Origin of the sequence: Algibacter sp. L1A34, from assembly GCF_009796805.1 — a bacterium.
Taxonomy (GTDB): domain Bacteria; phylum Bacteroidota; class Bacteroidia; order Flavobacteriales; family Flavobacteriaceae; genus Algibacter.
Genome location: NZ_CP047029.1, coordinates 3,241,246 through 3,264,116 on the forward strand (window position 1 = coordinate 3,241,246; position 22,871 = coordinate 3,264,116).

The window sequence follows — 22,871 nt, forward strand, 5'->3', positions numbered from 1 at the left end:
GTAAGTCTATTCTCTAAAAATGGGTTTATCAAACAATAGCCATTTAAAGCGTAAACCAATTTCGTTAAATGTAAAACCAGCAGCTGTTGCCGAAGCAATATTACTTCGTGTACCATAAAAATTCAGTAAGGCACGCTCAGAAAATTTATAACCTAATTTTCCTTGTATGCGGTAAGTACTTTGGCTACCACCATCTTCAATATATTGTATACCTGTTGCAGCAGTTAACTCATAAAACCATTCTTTTGGTTTCGTTATGCTTTCATCCTTTATTATGTTCGCAAATACTTCGACTGCGTTAAATGTTTCCGGACTAAAATATATAGTTGGTACCTGGTTTTTAAAGGTAATATATTGGTAATTTAAACCTGCTTTTAATGCCGGTTTACTCATTATGTTGTAGTAAAGTGATGTGAATAATAAATTTCTAGCATTATCATCGTTTTGCCATGTATAAAAATACTGTGTAAACCAACCTAAGTTAAAATTAGTACTTAAGTTATAGTTGGCGTAAAGATTATTCATAACGATTTCTCGATCTAATAATTCAGCATTAAAGCTTTGAATTTCACTTTTAAATCCAATATCTAAAACCTGAAGTTTAAAAGGTTTTATGTTTAATGAAATATCGCTTACTAATTGCGTATAATCACTCGTATTAGCTTTCGCGGAAGTAACTCCGGCCAAACCTTTAAACGTAATATTTGGTAGTAACTGATAGGAGAGACCTAATGAAAAATCGTTAGAAGTTGCATCATTATCCGTTACTTTATTACTAGTAGTTCTATATGAATAACTGGCCAACCATTTAAATTTTGTTGAAGTTGGGAATTCAATATTTGTATTAACAGAGAAGGCTTTGTTATCTCCATTATCAAAGGAATAAGATGTTTTAGTTTCCCAAAAAGGAGTAAAGGTTGTATTTAGTGTTTTAATAAAATTGGTAGCATCTTTTTGCTTATCGTAAAAGGTTAACGTGTTTTCGGCAGATTTGTACGCTGCACTATATTTTCCTATAGCTTTTAACGCATTGGCTTTCCCTAAGTTTCCATCGAAAGAACTGTCGTCATTTTCTAAAATACTGTTATAATCTGTAACGCTATTTTTAAAATTACTTTTGTAGATATTTAAAGTGGCTCGTAAGGCTAAAATCCAGTTTTCATTGGGGTGTTTTTCAATCAAAGTATCAATTAAAACTTGAGCATCTTTATATTTTTTATTCCAAATTAAAGCTTGAATATAGCGTACTTGGGTTTGTTGTATTATTGAAGCATCGGTTAATTTAGGGATAGAACTATAAGCTTCTTCACTTATTATAAGCGCTTCCTTTTCTTTGCCTTTTAAGTGTTTTACTAAAGCTAAACCGTTTAAAGCAATTGTTTTATTATCTGGGTTTTTAGCTATGGTGTTGTATGTAGTTTCGGCTTCTTCAAAATTTTCTGAAATTAGATAAAGGTTGGCTAAATTTAGTAAAGTGTCCTTATCATCTTCAAAAAGGACTAAGTTTTCTTTTAATAGACGTTCGGCTTCATCATAATTTTGAGCTTGTTGATTTTGATATGCATATCCTAAATAGATATATTTTTTTGAGGTTAAAGCATTTTGATTTCCTGGTAAAACTTCTAAAGCTTTGTTTACATAAGTTAAAGCCTCTTGGTATAATTTAAGGTTTGATAACGTATTGGCATAACCTAAAAGAGCTGGAAAGGATTTAGAATCTTCCTTTATTAAAATTTCATAAAAAGCCTTGGCATCGGTATAATTTTTATCCCAAAGTAGGGATTCTGCATAATTCAATTTTATTTCAAAATCGTCTGGATATAAACTTAACAATTCTGTAAATATATTAACAGCCTTGTCCGATTCTCCAAGTAATCCAACCGCACGGCCATAGCATAATCTTGCTGTTTTATTATCTGGATAATCCTTTAAAATTATTTCGAAAAACGTTTCTGCTTTTGCGTATTTACCAGTTTCTAGATAGGTAAAACCTTCCTTCATATCCTGTGCATAGGTAAGCGAGGATATAAATAAGGCAAGTAATAATAGTAACTTTTTAAAGAGCATAGTGTGTTTAATTTATTACAAGTGCAAGTTAATCATTAGTATTGAAATATTCTTCTAGAGTAACATAAGACTAAAAGAAATTAAATACTTTTCATTGATTATTATGCCATATTTCTGTTAGAAATAAATTAGTATTAATTTTAAAGTTTTATAAGAAAAAGGACTTTTTTTATCTATAATGTAATGCTATTTGTCCAAGTTGTCCAACAATTTGAACAGAGTCTCTCATGGATAGTTTAGATCCATCGGCATGAACCCATCTTTTAAGAGGTTGTTCACAGATGTATGAAATTGCTTTTTGCTTTCCGTAATGATTTCGCATTCTCATAAAGATTTCAACATCAAAAATCCAACGCGTAATAAACTTATCTTTAAACATAATATTAACAATATCTTTATCCATAATTTTTGCGCCACATTGTGTATCATTGAATGACATACCCAAGATGGTTCTAATTATAAGGTTTATTGTTTTACTTATTATTGCACGGGCAGATTCTTTAGCAATATTAGCACCCATTCTTGTCATTCTGGAGCCACTAACAATTTTAAAATCTGTGGTTTCTATGGTTTTAACTAGATCGTCAAAATCTCTAAAATCTGTTGATAAATCGGCATCTAAATACCCTATATAATCTAATTGAGGGTCTTTTGCCAAGTGTAATACACCTTGTCTTACGGCTTCAGCCTTTCCTCCATTTTTTTCACAGTTATAAATACTTATATTTTTTTCTCTATCTTTTTGTAATTCATTTAAAACATCTAAAGTTTTATCTGTACTACCATCATTTACAAAACATAAATGATAGCCTAAATTACTATCAACAAAATCAATAAACTCTTTACTTAATAGTCTATCTTCCTCATTATAACAAGGAATAACAACACCTACACAACGTTTTTGAAGTATCTGATCTTTTGTGGTCTTACTTTGTAGCTTATCTGTTTTTAACCCAAATATTCTAGATATCCTTACAGTTACTTCGTTAAGAGATACGGGTTTTTTCATGTAATCATCAATACCTAAGTCAAAGCCATCAATAATGGTATCATCATCAGTATTTCCAGAAAGTACTAAAATTTTTGTATCAGATTTTTTTTCAATTCTAATTTTCTTTACAACCTCTAATCCAGACATGCCATCCATATTAATATCTACAATAACGATATCTGGTTTAAACGTGTCGAAAAGATCTAAGCCTTTTTCTCCGCTGTCAGCACATTTTATATCAAAGCCTAAATCGGTTAAATGCTTTTCTAATGATAACAGAATTAATTGCTGATCATCTATGGCTAGAATTTTTATCATGATTTTAGGTTTTTGTTTAATTTTTTATTTTAACATTTTATTTGAAAGTGTATTATCAAGTTGTAAATGTAATATTTTATTGAAAGAAAGATATTATAATTTTGATTTATTTATCGACAAAGTGTTATATTTACACGTTTTAATGTAGGATATAGTATAATTGACCTAATTAATTTGTCTTTATTTAAGGATTTATTTCTTAGTTATTAGAACAAATAAAAATGAACCAAACGAACTTATTATGAAGTTAGCCATTATAACCGCATACCCACCAAGTAAAGTTACTTTAACCGAATATGCCTATCATTTAGTTAAATCTTTCAGGCAAAACAAAGCAATAACAGAATTAATATTATTATGCGATTTTACAGAAGGAGCAAAGGATATTGAATTTGAAGAAGCTGGGTGTAAAATTACGGTTAAAGAGTGTTGGTCTTTTAATAGCTATTCGAACATATTAAATGTTACCAAAGCAATAAATAAGACACAACCAGATGCTGTTTTATTTAATTTACAATTCATGAAATTTGGTGACAAAAAAATAGCAGCAGCATTGGGATTGATGTTACCCTTAGTATGTAAGCTTAAAAAGATACCAAATATTGTGTTATTGCATAATATTTTAGAAGAAGTAGACTTAGGAAGTGCTGGTTTTACATCTAATAAAGTGATGCAAAAACTATATGGTTTTATAGGAACAACTTTAACTAAATTAATTCTTAAAGCAGATACTGTTGCTGTTACTATGCAGAAGTATGTTGATATTTTACAACCTAAATATAACGTTAATAATGTTAAATTAATACCGCATGGTACGTTTGAAATTCCAGATGAGCCAGATTATAAAGTACCTACAAATCCTATGCAAGTGATGGCTTTTGGTAAATTTGGCACTTATAAAAAAGTTGAGAATATGATAGAAGCCGTTGCGAAGGTTAGGGAGTCTACAGGTTTAAATCTAGAGGTTGTTATCGCTGGTACAGATAACCCTAATGTTCCAGGATATTTAGCTAAAGTAAAAGATGATTATAAGCATATACCGCAAATTCGTTTTACGGGTTATGTTGAAGAATATTCAGTTCCTATTTTATTTAATGAAAGCACGGTTGTTGTCTTTCCTTATACATCTACCACAGGTAGTTCTGGTGTGTTACATCAAGCAGGTAGTTATGGTAAGGCTGTAATTATGCCAGATTTAGGAGATTTAGCGCTATTAGTTAAAGATGAAGGCTATCAAGGAGAATTTTTCGATCCAACATCTGTAGCTAGTTTAGCTAAAGCTATTGAAAATATTGTTACTAATGACGCTTATAGGATAGAATTAGGACGTGTAAATTACAAAGCAGCAACGGCACATCCTATGTCACATATAGCTCAAATGTATATAGATACCTTTAATAAAATTATTAGCGAAAAATAATTTTTAAAATAATGTATAGCTTTTATTTTGATAATAGATCTATTCATCTAAAGCTAAACGTAATTCACCGAAATATAAAAGCACGCCATTGATTATTAAGAGATATTTGTAATAGAAATAAAGATCTTATAATAAAGTGTTTGTAGGTATTGGCATAATTAATAGAACACTAATTTTTAAAACAAAAGGCATGCAAATTTTAAGCACTTTAAAATCTAAAAAAATTACTCCAGAGCAATTCTTTATGTTAAGTGTTCTAATAGTAAACGGTGGTAATTATTTGTATAATTTAATTCTAGGTCGTGTATTAGGGCCAGCTCAATTTGCAGATGCGGCAGTTCTTATTACATTTTTGTTAGTATTGAGTTTTGCAGCCATGACGTTTCAATTAGTAACAGCAAAATTCTCAGTACTTTTTGAGAACGAAATTTTTAAAAGTTTTGTTTCCAAAATATATAAAAATGCACTTTTGGTTGGTGTTATAATGGGAGTACTCATTATCATTTTTTCAAACCAATTGCAAAACCTATTTAACACATCTTCATCAAATATGTTTCTTATTTTTGGTTGTGGTGTTCCGTTATACTTTTTAATGAGTGTAAATCGTGGTGTTTATCAGGGAAAAAAAGCATTTAAATCTTTGTCGATTACCTATCAAAGTGAGATGTTAAGTCGTTTAATTATAACGTTAGGACTTATTTTAATTTTTGATATACAATCGTCAGTGGTTATTGCTATTGGTATTGTCGTTTCTTTTGTGTTTGGATTGATACCGTTTAGATTTCCTACTCTAATTCCGAAGAAGGCCTTAATATTAAGTGATACACATTCAAAAGACATAAGGAGTTTCTTTATGATTACTGCATTTTATGAGCTCACACAAATCATTATAAACAATAGTGATATACTTTTAGTTAAGCATTACTTTGAATCTTATGAAGCTGGTTTATATGCTTCTTTAGCTTTAATAGGTAGAATTGTTTACTTTATCGCTTGGATGTTTGTTATGCTCTTATTACCAACAGTAGTTCAACTAAAAAAAGAAGGGAAAGAAACTGCGCCAACGCTTTTTAAATATGTAGGCTATATTGCCGCTATTTCAATATGCATAATAGTGGTTTGTTTATGTTTTCCAGAAACTATTATAACATTGCTTTTTGGTGATAGTTATATAGCTATGGCACCTTTATTATGGCAATACGCGATTGCAACATCTATGTTTGCTATATCTAATATCTTCGCTTATTACTATTTATCTTTAGATAAATATATTCCCGTAGTTATATCTGGTATATTCGGGATGCTGCAAATGGGATTAGTTATTTTTTATCATGATAGTTTAGAGCAAGTAGTACACATGCAAATTATAGCAATGGTTTTATTGTTAATTATACAACTGTCATTTTTCTTTTTTGAATATAAATCGAAAACTGAAAAATAGTTAACCTATAACAATTCAAAAACAGAAACCTCTAGCTTATTCTAGAGGTTTTTTTATTTTATAAAAGTAAAAGAATTATAATAGCAATAATAACTATAACAATCAGTTATAGTTAATCTATAGTGATATTCCATTCGTCTGCAGCAATTGGTAATCTATCTAAAGACAACTGTTTTACTCTTTTTAATATTGCAAATTTGCAGTGTAAAAATTAATTAAAACTTATAATGAAACTAGCAATAGTAACTGCATACCCTCCAAGTAAAGTAACCTTAAACGAGTATGCATACCATTTGGTAAAACACTTTAGACAGAAAGAAGACGTAACAGAATTGGTTTTATTAACCGATAAAACTTATGAGCATAAAGATGTTGTTTTTACCGAAGATGGATGTCAAATTACAATAGAAGAGTGTTGGGAGTTTAATAGTTATAGTACTATTTTAAACGTTACCAATGCAATAAGTCGTGTAAATCCAGATGCTGTATTATTTAATTTACAGTTTATGAAGTTTGGTGATAAAAAAGTAGCGGCTGCTTTAGGTTTAATGTTGCCTTTAGTTTGTAAGTTAAAAAAAATACCAAGTATTGTTTTATTACATAATATTTTAGAAGAAGTTGATTTAGGAAGCGCAGGGTTTACAAAAAATAAGGTGATGCAGAAAGTTTATGGCTTTATAGGATCTAGTTTAACCCGTTTAATTCTACAAGCTGATACGGTTGCTGTAACCATGCAAAAATATGTAGATATTTTAGAAAAGAAATACAACGCCAAAAACGTGAAATTAATTCCTCATGGTACTTTTGAAATTCCTGAAAAACCAGATTTTAATGTACCAGTTGGACCGATGCAAATTATGACATTCGGAAAATTTGGAACTTATAAGAAAGTAGAAGGGATGATTGAGGCTGTAGAAAAAGTTAGAGAATCTACAGGTCTAGATTTAGAAGTTGTTATTGCAGGAACAGATAATCCTAACGTACCAGGTTATTTAGCCAAAGTACAAGAAGATTATAAGCACGTGCCGCAAGTTCGTTTTACCGGTTATGTGGAAGAAAAGGAAGTGCCTAAATTATTTAACGATAGTGCTGTAGTTGTGTTTCCTTATACATCTACCACAGGTAGTTCTGGTGTATTACATCAAGCAGGAAGTTATGGTAAAGCTGTGGTTATGCCAGACTTAGGAGATTTGACTTCTTTAATACAAGATGAAGGATATCGCGGTGAATTTTTTGAGCCTACAAGTGTTGATAGCTTAGCAAAAGCGATTGAAAATATTGTAACAAATAAAATCTATAGACGTGAATTAGGAAAGGCTAATTATCAAGCAGCAACGGGATATCCTATGTCCGAAATAACAGAAATATATTTAAATACTTTTAAAAAAATTATGGAGATACCTTCTAGAGCTGTAATGTTAATAGTTTAAAATTAGTTAGAAGAAATATATTTTAAAGCGGGTTTAGTCTCTCCATTTTTGTTGATAAAACCAAAATGTTCTTGAGCTCGCTTGCGCCAAGGAAGTCGTCCAACGACTTCCTTTGGTATTTCTACAAAGTCGTAAAGTGTCCAAGACATAAAACTGATGGTATTATTACTGAAAATAGTTTGGCATTTTTTATGATATTCGCTCTGGTCTTTTTCATTATTTCCAAAAGGATTCCATAAACCTTTGTAAGATGATAACCCGAATTCGGTGATAGCAATAGGCTTATTTGAAACTTCTAGTTTTAAATTTCTAAAGGCTAATTCTAAATCATCCAAATCTTCATAATAATGAAAACTAATAAGGTCTAATTTGTCTTTTAGAATAGTAGCGCTTTCAATATTAGACCACCCAATTGTTACAGGATGCTTTGGGTCTATTGTTTTCACTAAATCGATCATTTTATCTAACCATGCAGTAACTAATGTTTCTCCACGAGAATCAAAATCCAAATTGGGTTCGTTTTTAATGTCCCAAGCTAATAGTGCGTTATGGTTTTTAAAGGTTTCAATAATTTTTTCTGCGTGACGCTGATTTAAAGTCCAGTTTAAAACTGAATAATCACCGTAAAAATCGAACAATGTTAAAACTACTTTCAGGTTATTTTCTTCTGCAGCATCTAAAGTTTGTTTTAATTTCTCTAATTTTAGTGAGTTCACTTTTGCTTTCCCGAAGTCATCATATTGCACAAAAATCCTCACCGAACTTAAGCCAGCATCTTTTATAATTTTAAAATCTTTTGCTATGGTGTCTTTTGCAAAAGCATCGCCAAACATATTCCAAGGGGTTGCTTGCGGATAGTAATTAATGCCTTTAATGGTTAGCCCGTTAGTTTCAATTGGTGCAGCTTCAACTTTATATAGTTCACTGTTTTCTTTTACCAAATGCCTAATACGCCAAAAACCATCCTCTAATAAAAATACTATTTTATAAGTAGATGTTTCTGTGGTTTCTAAAACTAATTTTTTGGCTTTAAAAACACGTTTAAACTCGACAACATTTCTATCTGTAATGACTGCTAATTGTCCATCCTCACTAAAAAACTCTAAAGTAGGATTGTGGTTTAAAGTGGTTGCTTCAATATTGATGTTTTCATCTTTATTGCGTTCAATAAAATCAAAAATATTTTCTTTGGCACTATCTGTATAATAATCTTTGATGCCAGCTATCGAATTACTGCTGTAGGCAACTTGCTTAACATACCAAGCATCTAAATAGTCGTTTTCTAAAGCCTTTAAATTTTGGTTATCCATTGGTCTGCCTTCATTATTTAAAGGTTCCCAAACAATTTTAGGTAGATATTGTTCTATTTTTTTAATTTCGGTATGCAACATTTTACTTCGGTCTGCTCCCGTATTTAGGTAACTGAATAAGGCGCTAACACCATAAATTATTAGAGCAATAATTATAATATATGATGCTACTAGTATGGTACGCAGTATGTTTTTGTTAAGCCCTACCATAGTTTTTTTGTATTGGATTCTTTTGTTTTTCCAGCAGTTTCAATTCTAAAATTATAATCGCCATTTTCATAAATAGCAGGTTTTAAAATAAAGTTAACATAGCCATTATATGATGTTTTTGTAAGCGTATCTATAAGTAAATTGTCTTTATAAATTTTAAGTTTTACTTGTAAACCATCAGGAATCATTTGTAGCATAAAACTTTGCAAAGGCCCTATCGTTATTTTTCTGTTTTTTTCTGAAAACGCAATATCAAAATCTTCAATAACTTGTTTGTATTTAAGTGATATTATTTTGCTTTCAGACATGCCATCTATGTAAGCTTTGATACTCCAAGTATCTTTGAAATTTGGATGAATTATTTTAGCATGCGCCACACCTTCAATAGTAGTTCCTGTAGTTTTTAAAATATTTTCGTCAGCATTGGTGATAAAAAACGTAACAAATGTACCATCACTAACCACATTGCCTTGCTTGTCTTTTATTATAGATGTTGAAAATGTAGTGACTTGATTTCCATCTGCATAATCATGAGGTCGCTTTGCCGAAATAGTGAAATCGGTTGGAATTGCAGCTTTTATATTTATAGTAAATTCTTTAGAATTGATACCTAAACTTTCAGAGGACACTAACATTCTGCCGCTTTCTTTTTTAGAATTTATATTTTTATAAGCAATTAAATTTTTAGTAAAAATATCATTGTTTTCTTCGGAAGCTAAAAATTGATGTTTTGCTTTTACTAAAGAGTTTTCAGCTAAAGGGTTATCTAAAGAATCTGTTGGAATAACAACCAGCATAGTATAATCCGTTCCACCAGCTTCAATACTTGGTGGCCCTATATATGTCTCCATAGTTGCAACTTCTTTTCTGGGTGTTATTTTGATTGTACCTGTAATAGATTCAATAGTATCCAATATTTTCCAATTAACGGCACCTATTTTTTTACTGATAGTTTGTGGAAGAGTATATTGAAGTGTGTTGCTTTCTAAATTTGGTGACACTAAAGTAGAACCATAGCTATTTGAACAATACAATAAAGGTTTTGAAGTTTCTGTAGTTGAGAATTTTAAAACAATTTTACTGCCAGCTTCATAATTGGTTTGTGAGGTTAATAGCTCTATTTTATTTGCCGTTTCATTTTGTTGCACGACAGCAAAAGATGATAATAAAATTAAACCTAAAACGAATATGTATATATGCTTTAACTGCATTAATTTGGACTTCCTATGTACGTGTTAATTTCAATTTTAATATAACTAAATTCTGGATGATCAATTTTTTGTAATTGTGCATCGCTGTGGTTTTTAATTCTATCTGGTACTATTTTACTAGCAATAGCATTGTTTGGTAAACCATTTACAAAAATATTTTTCATATCATCATTAATAATTTTCACTCGGCCATCTTTTAAAATTTGGTATTCAAAAGCTTGTTTGCGTTGCTGCCTGATTCCTGCTTTTACAAATAAATGGTCTACCCAAACCATATTCTTATTCGCATCATAATAGGTAATTAAAAGTTGTGGAATGGTTATTTCCTGAATTCCGCTATTAAATAAGTTCCCGTTTATAGTTCCGTTTTTAATATTAATAGCACTCAACACTACATTTTTATATAAATCAGAACCAGACACATTTCCTGCTATTTGTAGGTTGAATTTTGTTGGTTGTTCTTCAAAAGCAATAGGTGTAAATTCATCTGGGTTAAACGTATCAGGAATAGAATCTTGTGTTTTAGACCAAGCTATACCTTCAAAATTAATACGAAAACTACTAGATTCTTTAGGCATCAACTTATGCTTAATATGATATTTTGCATTGTAGGTTGCTAGTTGTTTATTGTCATCATTATACAAGGTTCCTTTTAAAATAACATCTGCAGGAACATTGTCTATATTTTGAACTTCACCAATAATGGCATAACTGCCATCATACTTTACTAATTTGGCCGAAAGTACTTCTAAAACAGGTTGTTTTAGTATGTCCTCATGGTGTGTTTGCTCGGTTGTAATGCGGCGTCTACCTTGGTTGAAATATTTTGTGGTATTGGCAGAGTATAGTTGATCTGGTGGTAAATCGTTGTTTAAATCGTCTGGTTGTAAATACCATTTCCCTTTCCGTTTAGATAGCGATTTATAATCTGTTTTTTCAATTTTTTCTAAAGGTGTAATCCAATTCGTAGTCACTTTTGCAGAGACTGTACTATCGTTGTATTTTGTAATTTCAGTCTCTATAGCATCCATTTTAGCATAACTACTTAATAAGCCATCAGTCACCGAAATTTCTAGCATATATTGGGCTATAGGTAATTTACTTTCTGGATCCACTAAACTATATGCTTTTTCAAATTCTTTAAAATCTAAAGCATCGTAATAGGCAATAATTGCATTCTCGGGACTGCGTTGCGAATCGTTTTTTAGGTAGAATAAATAAATACCATAAAATAACACAATGGCCAAAATGAACGACCAAATATGAGTAATACGTAAAACGTTTCGTGAAAACTTATTATAAGTAACAGGGTATTTTAAAAAGTATGGAATGGGTTTTACTCGTGTTTTTAGCATGTTTACCCAAAGCATTTGTATGTTAAGTACAAAAGCAACTAAAACAGTTAAAAAAGGAATAACACCCCAAATAATTTTAATCCATTTTGCAACATCTTCTTTTGGTAAAATAGCAGAGACAGGAGGGATGTTAAGGCGTTCCCAAACCATAATTCCATTTTCTAATTGACGTAAACGTTGCCAACCACAGAAGTAGAGAATAGGGTCGTAAAATTTATCGTTAGAAAATATATACTTGAGGTTATATTTTTCGGGTGTTGTTAAAAACTGTTGTAAAGATCCAATACCCGCAACACCTTTAAATTTTGAGTTCTCTAAACGTTCTATTGGTCTGGTTGTTAATTCGGGTAATCGCCTTGCAGAGTGATAGTTTCCATCTACCGTCATCGCATTAGTTTGTGCACTTAACCAAGCCATTTGGTCGCCAAAAACAAGTGTTAAAAAACGCCATTTGTCGTGATCATCTTGATTTAAAAAATTCACGATTGGGAGCATCTTTATTTTCTGTGGCTGCGATGGTCTAAAATAATTTAAACTCATGGTGAACATTACCATAAACACTAATAATCCAGCTAGTATTCCACCAATAATACGATGGTAAATAGCACCAAGTTTAGTTTGTATTAATTCTTTTAAATCACCTTCCACAAAACGATAGGTGAATTCGCCTAACATGGGTATCGATAAAATGGAGGCCCAAAGTGTAAACCTATCAAGCGTTAAAATATTAAAAGCAGTTTCACCTAACATTTTTAGTGGTACAGGCGTAGTACCTCCAGTTCCTAAAATGGTACAAATGGTTATGGATAAACCAAAAAACATATATCGTTTACTGTAGTATCGGTAAAATATATAAGGCAATAATATGAGTAAAATTCCCCAAGGGATTAAAAAGAACACCAATCCAGACGAAGTGATTTCTAAAAAATTATCTCGGGAACCATGAGGGATTGGAACTTGGGTAATTGGGTTGGCCTTTGAGTTTAACCAATATGGAAAAATGCAGCCTATAATTAGTACTAACGATAACATCCCGAAACTAATTATACGCTTAAAGAGTTTGAAAAAACTATTTAAAAATACTTTAAAGGTTACTTCTTTCATCGAGTTGACTTGCTCTCTCGAAACATCCATTATAACCATCCCTATTAAAGGAAAGATGAAAAAGATCATCCCGAAAATAGGTGTAACGTGATGAGATGTAACCGTTACAGCTATTAATGATAAAGATGTCGCTAAGTACCATTTCTTACCTGTTTTTAACCATAAATAAATTTCTGGTAAGGCGTGCATTAAAACAGAAACACCAATAATACTTGGTAATTGTCCAAAAATATGGAGTGTTTCTACAAATGAAGACGAGAATACAGCTAAAACTGCTGCATAACCAGCAACTGTTTTGCTGGCCGTCATCATTAAAGAAAAGCGATAAGCTCCGGTAATAAATAGAACAATAGCAATAAGAGCAACACTGAACATTCCAAATTTCAACCCACCAATCATAGACAATAGTGCTATAGATTGGTGGACTAAGGGCGGATAACTTTGTACCGTAAACCCGGTATACCATTCGTAATTCCAAGGTTCGAACCAACTATTTGCGTAATGATCTGCAAAAAACAAGTGTATTAATGCATCATACGTGGTTTCCAAAGTGAAAAAGATAGCACTACCATGAAAGGCTAACCCTAAAAGGATGGCCGTGATTAAGAATTTATTTGAGGTTTCTTTCATTAATGACTTGACAGGTAGTAACTACATGGTAAAGATAAATAATTTAATTACGGTACATAATTTATTTATCTATACAAATCTACCATTCGTCTACAGTTCTTCATTCCTTAGGCTAAATATTAATTTTAAACGCCTCTTCAAATGTATTTTTGTCAGGTAATCCATTATTAAAATTAGTAAAAATGAAAATATTAGCCATCGACGATGACCAATTAGTTTTGCTTCCCTTAAGCAAAAGATTAGAGGAATTAGGATATAAAGTCTGTACCACAACCAATCCTAAAAAAGGGACCGAATTATTTGGGTCATTCAAACCAGATTTAATTATTGTCGATATCAATATGCCTAAATTTTCAGGATTAGAATATATCAGGTATGTTAGAAAGATTAAAAATTCCTCTATTCCAATTATCGTGCTATCTGGAAATACAAGTATAGAAGTTATGTCCGAAGGATTCAAATTAGGAATTAGCGATTATATAAAAAAACCAATAAGTTTAAGTGAGATTTGTAATCGTATTAAACGTATTAATATTTATTTCAGAACCCATTAACCATTTCTATTAACCTTAACCTACAATAAAAAATTAGTTATGAAAATATTAGCCATAGATGACCAACAGTTGGTTTTACTTCCTCTCCAAAAGCGATTAAGCGATTTAGGATACGAAGTTAAAATAGAAACTGATGCGAATAAAGCGATATCCCTTTACAACGACTTTGTTCCAGATCTAGTAATTGTCGATATTAATATGCCTAGCGTCTCTGGGTTAGATATTGTAAAATATATAAGAAACTCCGAATATAGCGATACTCCAATTATGGTTTTATCGGGTAACACTGAAGATAAAGTGATTACTGAAGGTTTTGAATTAGGTATTAACGATTATATGAAAAAACCTTTAAGCTTAAACGAAATTTCAGCAAGGGTAAAAAGATTAATCGGTCAACCAGATGTTGTATCTACCAATGATACAACTGGAGATGGTGTAATACAACACCGTTGTGTAGGCGTTGTAATCCCTTGTTATGATGAAGAAGAGCGCCTGTTAAGTAAAGAGTTTACAGATTTTATAAGTAAAAACACGGGTTACCATTTGTGTTTTGTTAATGATGGTAGTAAAGATGATACTTTAAGAGTTTTAAAAGATTTAAAAAAGGGTCGAGAAGATTTTATTACTGTTTACGATTGTGAAAAAAATGGAGGTAAAGCGGAAGCTGTTAGACTTGGGATGTTGCATATGGCTCAGCATGATGATCTAGATTATATTGGCTTTTTAGATGCCGATTTATCAACCGATTTAAGAGATTTTGACGATTTAGTTAAAACCATAGAAAGTTCAGATTTTAAAATTGTTAGTGGCTCTCGAATTAGTAGAATGGGAGCAAATATCACTAAAGAATCTGCAAGAAAAATAATTAGTATGACTATTAATTTCATTATCCGAAAGATTTTGGGAATGGATTTTAAGGATACGCAATGTGGTGCTAAAATTTTCAGTAAAGATGTTATTGAACTTTCTTTTAGAGAAAAGTTTGTAACACAATGGATTTTTGATGTTGAGATATTTAAAAGAATGACGCTTTATTTCGGCACAGAAAAAGCTAAAACATATATCTGTGAACAACCATTAAAAAGATGGATACATGCCGATGGATCTAAGTTATCTATGAAAGATTCTGTAAAAATTGTATTTCAATTGGCACAAATTGCATGGGTATATAGAGGAAAAAAAATGAATACTTCAAATATAAAAGCTGTTAATAGTTTTTCTAGCTAATTATAATGAAAATTGGAGTAATAATAGTGTTTGATAATAACGCTGTAGATATTGAAAAAGGTTTATTTGATGGCTTGTTTGGTTTTCGTAGTGATGTTCACTTATGTTTAGTAAACAATGGCAGTAGAGATGATACTCTGGATAAATTAGAAATGTTAATTGATACGTCGGGATTAGATTGCACTTTAATAGATATTAAGCAAAATAAAGGAGTGAATTTTGCGATAAAGGCAGGTGCTAGATATTTTTTTAGCCAAAATAAGTTGAAATATTTTGGATATTCTACCACCTCAAATGTAAGAGCAACAAACGATTTGTTCTCATTAATGAATGAAATTGAAAATTTTTTAAAAACAATGATTAATTATAAAGTGGATAAGTCGCAAAGTACAAGTCCAATTAAACCGGTGTTTTTTAAAATTCAGAAATAACAAACAATTAAATATCGCTTGTAAAGCATCGTGATATTTAACTTGTGAAAGCACGCATAACCTAACTTATGTTGTTACTAAAAAACGTTGAAATCCTCCCCAGATTTTAGCGTTTTTTTTATTCTAAATTTTGTCAAATCACTTTGCGATTAATGCGGTAATTCTTTTAGTAATCTTAATATTATTGCCAATAAGTACTTTGTCTGTTTTGTTTGATATGAAATTAACCACCAATCGTAATCATACTACGGTTATTGTTATGCAATTTAGGCTCTTGTAACTTCTTTAAAGTATCCATACCACCTCGCACTTTAAATTTAGCTTGTACCGCTTTTTGTATAATAGGTTCTATGTTTTTCCCTTCTCTCAAGCTTGTTAGTAAATCCGATTCTCCAGAAGAAAATAAACAGTTTTTTAATTGTCCGTTGGCTGTTAAACGCAATCTGTTACAAGAATCGCAAAAGGGATTGGTAACCGAACTAATCACTGCAAAACTACCTTTATAACCTCTTATTTTGTAGTTTTTAGATGTATCATTTGGAGCATCGATTAAGCGTTCAATTTCTTCTTCGGAAAAGGAAGCGTTAACTAAATGCATCACATCGGCATAAGATACCATTTTGCTCATATCCCATTTATTGCCATCAAAAGGCATAAATTCTATAAACCGAACAGAAATTGGTAAATCTTTGGTGAAATGAATGAAATCGATAATTTCATCTTCATTAAAATCTTTCATTAAAACGGCGTTCAATTTCACATTAAAACCTTCTTTTACTAGAAGTAGAATGTTGTTATAAACTTTCGTGAATTGATCACGACGGGTAATATGTTTAAATTTTTCCGCATCTAAAGAATCTAAACTCACGTTGATTTTTTTAACGCCATGTTTTTTAAGAATATCAATATATTTATCGATAATTACAGCATTAGAGGTAATTGATAATTCCACAGGAAGTGATGCCAAACGTTCTAAAATAACAGGAATATCTTTTCTTATTAACGGTTCGCCACCTGTAAGTCTAATTTTTGTAACACCATGTTTTACAAAGGTTTTAGCAATGTCATAGATTTCCTCATAAGTCATTAAATGGCTTTTTGGAGAAAGAGGAACACCTTCGGCAGGCATGCAGTATGAGCATCGTAAATTGCAACGCTCAATTAACGAAATTCGTAAATATGCGTGATCTCTACCGTGTAAATCTTGTAATACGGGGATTTCGTTTTTCATTACTATTCTTTTAATTTATTCTATATTTTCACGTTTAAAAAACCAGAAGTAATCTTTTACTAACTAATCGTGTCTTGCACCTTTCAAAATCCTGAAACTATGCAAAACAGCAGGGAAAATGGCATCCATAGATTCCTTGGCTCCATTGGTTGAACCTGGTAAAGCTAAAATCAAAGTATCTTTTATTGTTCCTGCAACACTGCGCGAAAGCATAGAAAATGGTGTACGATCTTGCCCATAATTTCTAATAGCTTCTTCAATACCCGGAATACGTCTATCAAGCAAAGGAATTAAAGCTTCTGGAGTAACATCACGTCCCGAAAGCCCTGTGCCACCGGTGTATATTACCATATCGATACCTTGTGCTTCAAAATGTTTAGCTTTATTTTGAATGTCATCAATTTCATCTGGAATAATAACGTATTCTGCAATTTTCACATCGCAAGATTCTAATTTTGAAATAATTGCTTTTCCTGCTTTATCTTCTTTATGCCCTGCCGAAATAGTATCGGAACACACCACAACAGCAGCTTTTAAATCTTTTCTAAAACGATCTCTAAAATCCGATTTTCCGCCTTTTTTCTCTAATAATTTAATAGCATGAATTTCAATGCCTTTATCAATAGGCTTCAGCATGTCGTACATATTTAGTGCAACAACACTTGCGCCATGCATCGCTTCAACTTCAACACCTGTTTTATAAATAGTTTTTACTGTGAAAAGCACCGTGATTTCTAGTCCGTTAATTTCGTATTCTACACCTGTAAATTCAATAGGTAAAGGATGACAATCAGGTAAAATATCCGGCGTTCGTTTTACACCCAACAGCCCGGCAGCTTTGCTCATCGCAAAAACATGACCTTTAGGTACGGTATCGTTTTTAATAGCTTCTATAGTTTCGGGTTTACTTACTTTTACCACAGCTTGAGCAGTTGCGGTACGTAAAGTTGTGCTTTTATGGGTGATGTCTACCATTGTATTGTTATGTGTTTAACTGAAATTTGCGTAAAGCATTTAGTTTATTAGGGGTTTTTCAATTTAATTCTTTCGCTATAAAATATATTATGAATTCACTTTCCATTGATGTGTTTCATCTTCAAAAATTTCTTTTCCAAAAACAGGAACGTCTGCTTTAATCGCTTCAACAATAAACTCTAAAGCTTTAAAAACCACTTTTCGTCTTGGAGAAGATACAAATACAAAGAGGCAGATCTCACCTGCTTTTACAGTTCCTAAACTGTGATAAATATGCATGCAGGTTAAGTCGAATTTTTCAAAAGCCAATTCTCTAACTTCATGAAATTTAGCGTTGGCCATCTCTTCGTATGCTGTATATTCTATAGCGGCCACCGTTTTATTATCGATAACATCGGCACGTACTTGGCCTAAAAATATATTATGTGCACCAATGCTCGTTTTGGTTTGATGTTTAGCAATTGAATTTCCGATAAATTCGGATGAAATTGCGCCTTGTTGAAATACGTTTTTTGATTTTTTAGGTTCCATATGTTTGTTTTTTAGACTGTTTTAGTTTTTAAAGTTTCTATGAGTTCTAAAGCTCCTTCTTTTAAACTAAAACAATTATTAATTCCATTGTTTTTCAAAATTGAAACGGCTTTTTTACTGCGCATTCCCGATTTGCAAAACAAGTAATTCTCTTTTTTTGAATCTATTGTATTTAAGTTGTTCCCTAATTGAGATAAAGGAAGGTTTATCACATTTAGACTTTTAATTTTAGGTGTCTCATGTGTTTCACGAACATCGATAAATTGAATATTTTCTTTATTTAATATCCTTTTAATTGAAATTGTTTCGTTCTCGAATTCACAATTGAAATTAAATATTTTAGATTGAAAGTTATCTTTTTTATCTAAAACCGTTTGAATAACAGTTTCATTTCTTTTTATTTTTAAGGTCGAAGTTTGATAAGTTAAGGCATTGTAAAACAGAATTTTTCCTGAAAGCACGTTGCCTATGCCTAAAATAATCTTTAAAACTTCGTTGGCTTGCATAGTGCCGATAATACCAGGAAGGACACCTAAAACTCCAGTTTCCGAACAATTAGGAACGCTATCTTTCTCCGGTGGATTTGCAAATAAGCAACGGTAACTTGGCCCGTTTTGATAGTTAAATACCGAAACCTGACCTTCGAATTTATAAATAGCTCCAAATACCAATGGTTTGTTGGTTATTACGCAAGCATCGTTAACTAAGTATCTGGTTTCAAAATTATCAGATCCATCAACTATAATGTCGTAGTTTTTAAATAAACTTAAGGCGTTTTTATAAGTCAGTTTTTTAGGAAATGCTTTTATAGAAACGGTATCGTTTAAATCTTCTAAACGTTGTTTTGCAGCAATAGCTTTGTTGATTCCTAGAGTTGATTTTCCGAATAAAACTTGGCGTTGCAAATTAGATAATTCTACCACATCAAAATCTATAATCCCAATTGTCCCAATTCCTGCAGCCGCTAAATATTGTAAAATAGGGCAACCCAAACCACCAGCGCCAATAACTAAAACCTTGGCTTGGTTTAGTTTATTTTGACCTGTTTTTCCTATTTCAGAAAGGGTGATATGCCGGTTGTATCTGCTGCTCATTAACTTATTTTATTTTGAAAAAAATTTATACTAAAACTTAAATAATTATCCACCAGCAAATGGAGGCAATAATGCAATATCTGCACCTGTTATTTCTGTGTTTCCCGAAACCAATTCTTGATTTTGAGCCACTTGAAAATCTTTGTGTTTTAAGTTTTCATATTTTGAATACAATACCTTTAAAAGTTCAGAAACGTCACCTCCTAAAAACTCAATTAACTCTTCATTAACCTGAGTAACTTCAGCAATTTGTCCAAAATATTTTATGCTTATTTGCATGCTTTTAGTTGTTTTAATTCGTCTTTAGTATTTACGTTTGTTGTAAACTGATTTTCATTGTCTTCAATTGAAACACTCTTAACTTTACATTGATTTATAGCAAACTGTAACTTGCGTTCACCTTTGTTTAGAAGGTTTATAAAAGTTGTTTCGCAAGACTTATTATATAAAGCAATTAGCGGCATTTTTTGTCCTTTACTTTCTATTTGAATAACTTCTGATGTTTTATCAATACCTAAAATTAATCGATTTAAAATATTGGCATTTATTAAGGGAATGTCGCAACTTAAAACCAAATTGTACTCGGTTTTAGATGCTTTTAAACCTGAATAAATTCCCGCTAAAGGTCCTGTGTTTTCAATAATATCGTCTATTCTTTTTAAACCAAATACATCATAATCTGTATTATTTGAAACAATTATTATTTTGGAAACTAATGGTTTTAAAGCATCGATGCTATGTTGTATAAACGATTTATCATTCAACATTAAAAAACCTTTGTCCGTACCCATTCTAGAGCTTTTTCCTCCTGCTAGAATAATACCCGATATGTTTTTTTTATCTATCATATTATGTGAAAAATAATTTGCCACAGGCCATAATTAAAACAAAAGCTAAAATATAGCGCAACTGCATGTTGTTAATTTTTTTACTTCCATAATATCCACCTAGAATACCACCGATTAACGCAATGGCTACTAATAAAAATGATTCTTTTTCAATGGTTACACCACTATATAATTGACCAACCAAACCTGATGCTGAATTCACCCAAATAAATAATGCCGAAACAGCTGCTGCTTCCTTCATTTTACCCCAATGGAATAATAGAATTACCGGGCTTAAAATGATGCCACCACCAATACCAATTAGTCCTGAGAAAAAACCAATAGTGCCACCGAAAAGCAATCCTTTCCAGAGCTTAATTTCTTTTATGTTATCGCTTTCTTTTCCAAAAACATTCAGCATTTTAAGTATGGCGAAAATCAATAAAACAGCTAATATTTTTTTATAGATAGAAGCATCAATTTCAATAGTTCCTCCTAAAAAAGCGAATGGAATAGAGGTGATTGCAAAAGCTAGAAATAGTTTTTTATTAAAAAATCCAGCTTTATAATAATAATAAAATGATATACCTGCTACAAATATATTAAGCAGTAGAGCAGTGGGTTTCATGGTTTCTGGAGCAAACGAAAATATTGCCATTAATGCTAAATAACCGCTAGCGCCACCATGGCCTACACTGGAGTACAGAAAGGATATAATGGGCAAAATAATTAAAAACAAGGTTATGTTTTCGGTTTGTAGCATGTTAAACTTTTATAGCTCTTCGAGTTTTATTAATTGTTCGTCTAAAAAGTTCCAGCAGTTTTGGTTTATTTCATCGAAAACGGAAATTAATTTTTTGCCGTAATCGGTAAGTTCCGCACCACCACCACCTTTTCCGCCAGTGCTATTTATGGTTACTGGTTTTTTAGCCGATTTGTTAACTGAATCTATTAAACCCCATGCTTTTTTGTATGATAAACCTAAAGTTTTCGCAGCTTTAGATAAAGAACCTTCTGTTTCAATGGCTTTTAATAATTGCACACGACCTTCACCCAAAAGCACATGGTTTTCGGCTTCTATCCAAATTCGACTTTTAATTTTATAGCTCATATTATATGGGTAAAATTATAGTTTCAACTGTTTTGCCTATAGTTATTTCTTGTTCGTTTTCATCCATAAATACTAAAGCATTTGCTAAAGCAAAAGTTTGTTGCATAGCCGAACTTTGTCCTTCTAAAATTTCAACTTCACCTTTATTGTAAATGGCTTTTAAAAATTGAGCTCTATCACCTTTTTTTATAAAGTTTGTTATCGATTTGGCGTCTACTCGTTCTAGTTCTAAGGCATCACGATTCATCATGTTTTGCAAAGCGATGTATACATAAATGTAAAAACATGTTAATGCTGCTGCAGGGTTTCCTGGTAAAGCAAAAACTTGAGTGCTTCCTTTTTTTCCGTAGAATAATGGTTTTCCTGGTTTTTGTTTTACTTTATAAAATAGCTCTTCAACGTGTAATTCTGTTAAGGCTCTGCCAACAAAATCGTAATCACCAACCGATATACCACCTGTTATAATAACAAGATCATTCTCGTTAATGGCCTCTTTTAATTTGGTTACCGTTTGGCCATAATTATCAGATACATTATATAAATTAACATCGTAGAATTTTAAATTGTACAATGCGCTCAAAAGCATTTTTGAATTGCTTTCGTAAATTTTCCCGTAGCTTAAATCGTTTCCAGGTTCTATTAATTCGTTACCTGTTGTTATAATAGCTATCGCTGGTTTTTTGTAAACCGCAACAGTTCCAATACCTAAAGATGCTAAAAACCCAATAGCTGCGGGTGTTAGTTTTGTACCTTCTTTTAAAGCTAAATCCCCTTGTTTAACTTGTTCGCCTAGCGGACGGATATTTTGATTTAAAGATGTTGAGCCTTCAATATGAATAAACGTTTTTTCGATCTTAACCTTTTCTTGCATAACTACCGCATTTGCAGAATTAGGTACCGCAGCTCCAGTAAATATGCGCACGGCTTCTCCTGGTTTTAATATAGGTTGGTGTTTATCGCCTGCCTGAATTTCACCTATTAAGAGGTAAGTTGCACCATTATGTAAGTTTAAAGCGTAACCATCCATTGCGGATTGGTTAAAAGGCGGCATATTTATAGGAGACTTCACAGCTTTAGAGAGGATATAACCTCCTGCTTTTTCTACCGTTTTTACGGTAGTTTTCATTAAAGGCTTGGTGTTTTGTTTAACTGTAGAAATGGCTTGTTCTATGGAAATCATCATAAATATCGTTATGTATTGGCAAATATAACGAATTTAATTTTTTATTTTAACTTTATTATAACATGATATTTGTCATTAATTTTTATAAAATAATACTACATTTTTGCTAAATAATTAAAAGACTTGATGTTAGTTTTGTTTGAAATAATAAAAAAACGTATTTTTAACAGAATATTAAGATTTGAATTGAAGAACATTTAAAAGAGGTAAAAGGCAGCTT

General features: G+C 31.5%; 20 protein-coding genes. 6 read left to right on the forward strand and 14 right to left on the reverse strand.

Annotated elements, in window-relative coordinates; genetic code table 11:
- Window positions 1–6: 6 nt before the first annotated feature.
- The gene (locus GQR97_RS13660; RefSeq protein WP_158849332.1) at window positions 7–2,067 is read right to left on the reverse strand and encodes a tetratricopeptide repeat protein; all 2,061 of its coding nucleotides are present in this window, start codon (window positions 2,065–2,067) and stop codon (window positions 7–9) included.
- Between the two features lie 169 nt (window positions 2,068–2,236).
- Complete coding sequence (locus GQR97_RS13665; RefSeq protein WP_158851815.1) at window positions 2,237–3,373, reverse strand: response regulator; 1,137 nt, start codon at window positions 3,371–3,373, stop codon at window positions 2,237–2,239.
- Window positions 3,374–3,617: 244 nt separating this feature from the next.
- Between GQR97_RS13665 and GQR97_RS13670 the strand changes: the two genes are divergently transcribed.
- The 3 genes from GQR97_RS13670 (at window position 3,618) to GQR97_RS13680 (ending at window position 7,667) form a co-directional block, all read left to right on the forward strand.
- A complete protein-coding gene (locus GQR97_RS13670; RefSeq protein ID WP_158849334.1) occupies window positions 3,618–4,796 on the forward strand; it encodes a glycosyltransferase in 1,179 nt (392 codons plus the stop codon).
- A gap of 190 nt (window positions 4,797–4,986) precedes the next feature.
- On the forward strand, window positions 4,987–6,237 hold the full coding sequence (locus GQR97_RS13675) for an oligosaccharide flippase family protein (RefSeq protein ID WP_199269855.1): 1,251 nt from the start codon (window positions 4,987–4,989) through the stop codon (window positions 6,235–6,237).
- 227 nt (window positions 6,238–6,464) lie between these two features.
- Window positions 6,465–7,667, forward strand: a complete 1,203-nt coding sequence (locus GQR97_RS13680) for a glycosyltransferase (protein ID WP_158849336.1) — start codon at window positions 6,465–6,467, stop codon at window positions 7,665–7,667.
- Window positions 7,668–7,669: 2 nt separating this feature from the next.
- On the opposite strand, the gene GQR97_RS13685 is transcribed toward GQR97_RS13680, so the two are convergent.
- Genes GQR97_RS13685 through GQR97_RS13695 form a run of 3 tightly spaced genes read right to left on the reverse strand, consistent with a single transcriptional unit; the run spans window position 7,670 to window position 13,487 of the window.
- Window positions 7,670–9,187: a glycoside hydrolase family 2 TIM barrel-domain containing protein gene (locus GQR97_RS13685; RefSeq protein WP_158849338.1), complete on the reverse strand. Its 1,518-nt coding sequence runs from the start codon at window positions 9,185–9,187 to the stop codon at window positions 7,670–7,672.
- Entirely contained in the window at window positions 9,181–10,398 is a 1,218-nt protein-coding gene (locus GQR97_RS13690) for a hypothetical protein (RefSeq protein WP_158849340.1), read from the reverse strand. The genes GQR97_RS13685 and GQR97_RS13690 overlap by 7 nt, the downstream gene beginning before the upstream one ends.
- Window positions 10,398–13,487 carry a hypothetical protein gene (locus GQR97_RS13695; protein ID WP_158849342.1) on the reverse strand — a complete coding sequence of 1,030 codons (3,090 nt, stop codon included), beginning with the start codon at window positions 13,485–13,487 and terminating at the stop codon, window positions 10,398–10,400. Before GQR97_RS13695 ends, GQR97_RS13690 begins: the two co-directional genes overlap by 1 nt.
- A gap of 149 nt (window positions 13,488–13,636) precedes the next feature.
- On the opposite strand from GQR97_RS13695, the gene GQR97_RS13700 reads away from it, so the two are divergent.
- The 3 genes from GQR97_RS13700 to GQR97_RS13710 are packed head-to-tail and all read left to right on the forward strand — an operon-like array spanning window position 13,637 to window position 15,699.
- Complete coding sequence (locus GQR97_RS13700) at window positions 13,637–14,041, forward strand: PleD family two-component system response regulator (RefSeq protein ID WP_233267541.1); 405 nt, start codon at window positions 13,637–13,639, stop codon at window positions 14,039–14,041.
- A gap of 39 nt (window positions 14,042–14,080) precedes the next feature.
- Window positions 14,081–15,268 (forward strand): response regulator, encoded by a 1,188-nt coding sequence (locus tag GQR97_RS13705; protein WP_158849344.1) that lies wholly within the window; start codon window positions 14,081–14,083, stop codon window positions 15,266–15,268.
- A gap of 5 nt (window positions 15,269–15,273) precedes the next feature.
- Window positions 15,274–15,699 (forward strand): glycosyltransferase, encoded by a 426-nt coding sequence (locus GQR97_RS13710; protein ID WP_158849346.1) that lies wholly within the window; start codon window positions 15,274–15,276, stop codon window positions 15,697–15,699.
- 223 nt (window positions 15,700–15,922) lie between these two features.
- Here the strand turns inward: GQR97_RS13710 and moaA are convergent, their stop codons facing one another.
- The 9 genes from moaA to glp all read right to left on the reverse strand — a co-directional run bounded on the left by moaA (window position 15,923) and on the right by glp (window position 22,651).
- Window positions 15,923–16,930 (reverse strand): GTP 3',8-cyclase MoaA, encoded by a 1,008-nt coding sequence (gene moaA, locus GQR97_RS13715; RefSeq protein WP_158849347.1) that lies wholly within the window; start codon window positions 16,928–16,930, stop codon window positions 15,923–15,925.
- A 63-nt stretch (window positions 16,931–16,993) separates the two neighbouring features.
- Entirely contained in the window at window positions 16,994–17,905 is a 912-nt protein-coding gene (gene moaCB / locus GQR97_RS13720) for a bifunctional molybdenum cofactor biosynthesis protein MoaC/MoaB (RefSeq protein ID WP_158849349.1), read from the reverse strand.
- An 87-nt stretch (window positions 17,906–17,992) separates the two neighbouring features.
- Entirely contained in the window at window positions 17,993–18,436 is a 444-nt protein-coding gene (locus tag GQR97_RS13725; RefSeq protein ID WP_158849351.1) for a molybdenum cofactor biosynthesis protein MoaE, read from the reverse strand.
- Between the two features lie 11 nt (window positions 18,437–18,447).
- Window positions 18,448–19,530: a HesA/MoeB/ThiF family protein gene (gene moeB / locus GQR97_RS13730; protein WP_158849353.1), complete on the reverse strand. Its 1,083-nt coding sequence runs from the start codon at window positions 19,528–19,530 to the stop codon at window positions 18,448–18,450.
- A gap of 45 nt (window positions 19,531–19,575) precedes the next feature.
- The gene (locus GQR97_RS13735; protein WP_158849355.1) at window positions 19,576–19,809 is read right to left on the reverse strand and encodes a MoaD/ThiS family protein; all 234 of its coding nucleotides are present in this window, start codon (window positions 19,807–19,809) and stop codon (window positions 19,576–19,578) included.
- Window positions 19,800–20,378, reverse strand: coding sequence for a molybdenum cofactor guanylyltransferase (locus tag GQR97_RS13740; RefSeq protein ID WP_158849357.1), 579 nt, complete (start codon window positions 20,376–20,378; stop codon window positions 19,800–19,802). The genes GQR97_RS13735 and GQR97_RS13740 overlap by 10 nt, the downstream gene beginning before the upstream one ends.
- 1 nt (window position 20,379) lies before the next feature.
- Window positions 20,380–21,120: a sulfite exporter TauE/SafE family protein gene (locus GQR97_RS13745; protein WP_158849359.1), complete on the reverse strand. Its 741-nt coding sequence runs from the start codon at window positions 21,118–21,120 to the stop codon at window positions 20,380–20,382.
- 9 nt (window positions 21,121–21,129) lie between these two features.
- Window positions 21,130–21,468, reverse strand: a complete 339-nt coding sequence (locus tag GQR97_RS13750; protein ID WP_158849361.1) for a winged helix-turn-helix domain-containing protein — start codon at window positions 21,466–21,468, stop codon at window positions 21,130–21,132.
- A 1-nt stretch (window position 21,469) separates the two neighbouring features.
- Window positions 21,470–22,651 (reverse strand): gephyrin-like molybdotransferase Glp, encoded by a 1,182-nt coding sequence (glp, locus tag GQR97_RS13755; RefSeq protein WP_233267542.1) that lies wholly within the window; start codon window positions 22,649–22,651, stop codon window positions 21,470–21,472.
- Between the last annotated feature and the right edge of the window lie 220 nt (window positions 22,652–22,871).

What these genes read in the sequence shown, in the direction of transcription:
- GQR97_RS13660 (WP_158849332.1), bottom strand. Translation starts at nt 2,067, where the DNA reads ATGCTCTTTAAAAAGTTACTATTATTACTTGCCTTATTTATATCCTCG.
- GQR97_RS13670 (WP_158849334.1), top strand. Translation starts at nt 3,618, where the DNA reads ATGAAGTTAGCCATTATAACCGCATACCCACCAAGTAAAGTTACTTTA.
- GQR97_RS13675 (WP_199269855.1), top strand. Translation starts at nt 4,987, where the DNA reads ATGCAAATTTTAAGCACTTTAAAATCTAAAAAAATTACTCCAGAGCAA.
- GQR97_RS13680 (WP_158849336.1), top strand. Translation starts at nt 6,465, where the DNA reads ATGAAACTAGCAATAGTAACTGCATACCCTCCAAGTAAAGTAACCTTA.
- GQR97_RS13685 (WP_158849338.1), bottom strand. Translation starts at nt 9,187, where the DNA reads ATGGTAGGGCTTAACAAAAACATACTGCGTACCATACTAGTAGCATCA.
- GQR97_RS13690 (WP_158849340.1), bottom strand. Translation starts at nt 10,398, where the DNA reads ATGCAGTTAAAGCATATATACATATTCGTTTTAGGTTTAATTTTATTA.
- GQR97_RS13695 (WP_158849342.1), bottom strand. Translation starts at nt 13,487, where the DNA reads ATGAAAGAAACCTCAAATAAATTCTTAATCACGGCCATCCTTTTAGGG.
- GQR97_RS13705 (WP_158849344.1), top strand. Translation starts at nt 14,081, where the DNA reads ATGAAAATATTAGCCATAGATGACCAACAGTTGGTTTTACTTCCTCTC.
- GQR97_RS13710 (WP_158849346.1), top strand. Translation starts at nt 15,274, where the DNA reads ATGAAAATTGGAGTAATAATAGTGTTTGATAATAACGCTGTAGATATT.
- moaA (WP_158849347.1), bottom strand. Translation starts at nt 16,930, where the DNA reads ATGAAAAACGAAATCCCCGTATTACAAGATTTACACGGTAGAGATCAC.
- moaCB (WP_158849349.1), bottom strand. Translation starts at nt 17,905, where the DNA reads ATGGTAGACATCACCCATAAAAGCACAACTTTACGTACCGCAACTGCT.
- GQR97_RS13725 (WP_158849351.1), bottom strand. Translation starts at nt 18,436, where the DNA reads ATGGAACCTAAAAAATCAAAAAACGTATTTCAACAAGGCGCAATTTCA.
- moeB (WP_158849353.1), bottom strand. Translation starts at nt 19,530, where the DNA reads ATGAGCAGCAGATACAACCGGCATATCACCCTTTCTGAAATAGGAAAA.
- GQR97_RS13735 (WP_158849355.1), bottom strand. Translation starts at nt 19,809, where the DNA reads ATGCAAATAAGCATAAAATATTTTGGACAAATTGCTGAAGTTACTCAG.
- GQR97_RS13740 (WP_158849357.1), bottom strand. Translation starts at nt 20,378, where the DNA reads ATGATAGATAAAAAAAACATATCGGGTATTATTCTAGCAGGAGGAAAA.
- GQR97_RS13745 (WP_158849359.1), bottom strand. Translation starts at nt 21,120, where the DNA reads ATGCTACAAACCGAAAACATAACCTTGTTTTTAATTATTTTGCCCATT.
- GQR97_RS13750 (WP_158849361.1), bottom strand. Translation starts at nt 21,468, where the DNA reads ATGAGCTATAAAATTAAAAGTCGAATTTGGATAGAAGCCGAAAACCAT.
- glp (WP_233267542.1), bottom strand. Translation starts at nt 22,651, where the DNA reads ATGATGATTTCCATAGAACAAGCCATTTCTACAGTTAAACAAAACACC.